The sequence below is a fragment of the Limnospira sp. genome, from assembly GCF_051859755.1.
In the GTDB taxonomy this organism is placed as follows: Bacteria; Cyanobacteriota; Cyanobacteriia; order Cyanobacteriales; family Microcoleaceae; genus Limnospira; species Limnospira fusiformis.
Genome location: NZ_JBIMLI010000244.1, coordinates 1 through 3,816 on the forward strand (window position 1 = coordinate 1; position 3,816 = coordinate 3,816).

A 3,816-nucleotide genomic window follows, 5' to 3' on the forward strand; every position below is an offset into this window, starting at 1 on the left:
CGACAGTCCCGGACGAAGCAAGAAATAAACATCAATATCCGGCTATGTCCGGTTTTGTTTAAGTTTTATAGAGCAGTACAACCATTGAATTCTCAACCTGAATCATCACCACTTGAACCTAATTTAACCACAGGCTCTCAGTCCCCCGACGAGCCTATAGATTACCTCAAGCGTCAGGCTGAAGATTTGAGGCAGGAAATTGCCCAACTTCAGATAACTAAGGCAAAATTACAGCAGGAACAAACCGCCCTCACTCAATCTATGGGAAACCTGGTTTCTGAAGCCCTCAGCCAGTTGGAGGCGAGGCGACAGACTCTACAGGTGGAAGTAGAAAAACTCGAACGTCGCCGAGAACGCATTGAGCAAGAAATGCGAACTACTTTTGCAGGGGTTTCTCAGGATTTGGCTATCCGAGTCCAAGGTTTTAAAGATTATTTGGTTGGTAGTCTTCAAGACCTGGCGGCTACCGCAGAACAGCTTGAGTTAATCCCAGAAGAACCCATCACTCCCCCTGCTGCTAGTTCCACTCCCGCAGGTCAGTCGGCGGAGTCCGTGGCTGAACCTGACCCTAATACTCAATTTACGAAGTCGGCTTTTGCTGAACAAACCAAACAAATTCGTCGGATTATTGACCAATACCGCACTAATCCTGACTATTATGGCCCCCCTTGGCAGTTCCGCCGCACTTTTGAGCCTATCCACGCTAAACAGGTTTCTAATTGGTTCTTTAACCAAGGTGGACGCGGTGCGTTGCGGACTATGGGAAGCCGTCTGCAAAATATTCTGGTGGCTTCGGCGACTATATCTATTCTCAGAAGTCTCTATGACAGACGTTTGGGGACTTTGGTTTTGGCGAATAGTCCAGAACGCCTGGGAGAGTGGCGGCGGGGACTTCAAGACTGCTTAGGAATTGACCGCCGTGATTTTGGACCTGAGCGAGGGTTGGGATTATTTGAAGACCCAGAGTTATTGGCTCAAAAAGCGGACAGGTTGGTTAATGATGGTCGGCTTCCGTTTATTATTATTGATGATACAGAGGACAAAATTAGCCTCTCGTTGCTCCAGTTTCCCCTCTGGTTGGCTTTTGCTCCTGACCCACAGGCGGCGGCTCAGTCATCCTTCGATAGGTTTTGAGGGCAGTTGATATAGGCTAGTCGGATTCGGTTTGCAAATTGTCGATGGATGCAGGAAATTTGATTAAATATGGTTAATTGGTTCATTCTCAATGGGGTGGTGTTGGTGGTGGCTTATCTGCTGGGCTCAATTCCTACTGGATATGCGATCGCCCTTTGGTTCTATGGTATTGATATCCGGGCGGAGGGTTCTGGTTCAACTGGCGCAACTAATGTATTAAGAACCTGTGGTAAACTGCCAGCGATCATGGTTTTAGCAGTCGATATTTTGAAGGGTGTCGCTGCTATTGCTATGGTTTTCTGGGTGTATTCCCTCAATGAAACCCGCCAAATTGCTACTATGGCTGGGATTGACTCCCCTCAAGTTTTGGCTTACTCGATAGCCACATTATCTGGCTTAATCGCCGTATTCGGGCATACAATGTCTATATGGATAGGCTTTAAGGGCGGTAAATCTGTGGCTACCAGTTTGGGGATCTTATTTGCTCTCAATTGGCTGCTGGCTTTGGCTACATTGATTGTATTTGGGGTGGTTTTAGCTGTTTCCCGGATTGTATCTTTAAGTTCTATTGCTGGGGCTATCACCATCGCGGCTTTAATGATTATCACCGGACAACCCCTCCCCTACCAAATTTTTGTGATCGCCGCCGGAACTTATGTGATTTGGCGACATCGTAGCAATATCGAGCGGATTTTGCAGGGTACAGAACCCCGCATTGGTCAAAAACTCTCAGCAGACCCTACCCCCTAATTCCCTAATTCCCGGGAGCGATCGCCAGCCGCTTTCACCGCCTTAATTAAAGCCGAGCGAAAACCCGCCGCCTCTAGTTCCGCAATTCCCGCAATAGTTGTACCCCCTGGACTGGTGACGCGATCCTTTAATTCGGCTGGGTGTAATTGAGATTCCCGCAAGAGTTGAGCGGTTCCCCAAACGGTATCCAGAGCCAACTTTGAGGCGATCGCTCTAGGAAGTCCAGCCGCCACTCCTCCATCAGTCAAAGCCTCAATCATAATCGCCACATATCCAGGACCAGAACCCGATAAACCCGTTACCGCATCCATCAAATATTCTGGAACTTCCACCACATCCCCAACTGCTGCTAAAATCTCCGTAGCGCGTTTAATCTGTGCAGGTTCCACGGAACTACCAGCAGCCAAAGCGCTAACTCCGGCTCCTACTGTAGCGGGAGTATTTGGCATCACCCTAATCACTGGAGAGTCTGAAAAAACCCTCTCCAACTTAAACAGGGTAACACCTGCCAAAATAGATATGATGATAGTACCCGGCTTTAGCAGTCCTTTTAAATCGTCAGCCACCCAGCCAAAAATCTGAGGCTTGACAGCCAGCAACAGCACCTCAGTAGCTTTCGCCACTTCCCGATTATCAGATGTTACCCCTACCCCATATTTGTCAGACAGAAACTCACGGCGATCGCCAGAAGGGTCACTAACCATCACCATTCCCGGGGCATAAATCTGCTTCGCCAACAGACCCGACAGCAAAGCCTCTCCCATGACCCCGCCACCAATCAATCCCAATTTAAACTCACTCATCCGTCCATTATCTCAAAATTTGGGCTAAGGATTAGGGGAGAAGCATAACTATCACCTGCCAAACATCTCCCCTTGTCCCATCGTATCTGCATCACCCGCAACTACTGCATCGCCTGGACCTTTTCTGGTTGCCAAGCCGAGGAAGGACTAGAACTCACGCGGGGACGCACACCGGGAACCTCATTAGCCACCCCACCTTGAGTTCTAACCTGAACACAACTAGGAGCAAACAGAAAGATGCTTTCTCCAATGCGTTCTTGATGACCATCGAGGGCATAAGTGCCACCAGCCACGAAATCTACCGCTCTCTGAGCTTGGTCTGGGTCCATCATCGTCAAATTCAGAACTACAGACTTGCGTTCCTTCAGGGCGCGGATAGCGGCCGGCATTTCTTCAAAAGTGCGAGGTTCCATAACCATCACTTCCGAAATTCCGTTGATCGCTCCTGGCATTCCAATTACATTATTCATTCCTGTTGAACCCATTGTTACTGATTCAGATGTCATATTACCACCTCCGACCGCCGCCACAGCACGTTCACGGGGGCGACGAGACCCACGACGTTCTTCCTCTGACATGAGAGGAGCAGCCTGTGGTTGAGGGGCTTGATACATATTCTGGTATTGTTCCCCTTCCATTTCATCGTATTCGTAATCGTACTCAACTGACTCATTGAGTCCTACGAAATCTCTAAGTTTGCTAAACAGTGTATTCACGGCTCACTCTGCTCCATAAAACTGCCACAAAACGTCACCATTGACATTTTGATATTTACTGCCTGCATTACCCAGACTGTAACCAGTCCCCGGATAGACAGGCCTTGTACCCTAAAGCACAGGGTCAACTAAATTTACACGAGATCCCCAATTGAGGAAACAACCCTTAAAGATCTCATATGTTGAGTAACTGCTCTAAAGATACCGCTCTAGCTGACCTGGTGGGGGCTGATTGTCATCATTTTTTTAGACATTTCCTCCCCTCACACAAAGGCAGATGATTAAAGTTTAACCCGAAAGTTCCTCATCCCCCCTATTGATAGTTCATCAGGTGGACTGCTCTATAAAACTTAAACAAAACCGGACATAGCCGGATATTGACGTTTATTTCTGGCTTCGTCCGGGACTGTCGG

The 3,816-nt window shown here is 48.3% G+C and carries 4 protein-coding genes; 2 read left to right on the plus strand and 2 right to left on the minus strand.

Annotation, left to right across the window (positions count from 1 at the left end; genetic code table 11):
- Window positions 1–84 precede the first annotated feature (84 nt).
- On the plus strand, window positions 85–1,134 hold the full coding sequence (locus ACTIE0_RS23300; RefSeq protein WP_006623356.1) for a DUF3086 domain-containing protein: 1,050 nt from the start codon (window positions 85–87) through the stop codon (window positions 1,132–1,134).
- Between the two features lie 69 nt (window positions 1,135–1,203).
- Window positions 1,204–1,884 (plus strand): glycerol-3-phosphate 1-O-acyltransferase PlsY, encoded by a 681-nt coding sequence (plsY, locus tag ACTIE0_RS23305; RefSeq protein ID WP_006670830.1) that lies wholly within the window; start codon window positions 1,204–1,206, stop codon window positions 1,882–1,884.
- On the opposite strand, the gene proC is transcribed toward plsY, so the two are convergent.
- Together proC and ACTIE0_RS23315 are read right to left on the minus strand one after the other, a co-directional pair.
- A complete protein-coding gene (proC, locus tag ACTIE0_RS23310) occupies window positions 1,881–2,687 on the minus strand; it encodes a pyrroline-5-carboxylate reductase (RefSeq protein WP_006623354.1) in 807 nt (268 codons plus the stop codon). The genes plsY and proC overlap by 4 nt on opposite strands.
- A 101-nt stretch (window positions 2,688–2,788) precedes the next feature.
- Complete coding sequence (locus ACTIE0_RS23315) at window positions 2,789–3,403, minus strand: cell division protein SepF (protein ID WP_006623353.1); 615 nt, start codon at window positions 3,401–3,403, stop codon at window positions 2,789–2,791.
- Between the last annotated feature and the right edge of the window lie 413 nt (window positions 3,404–3,816).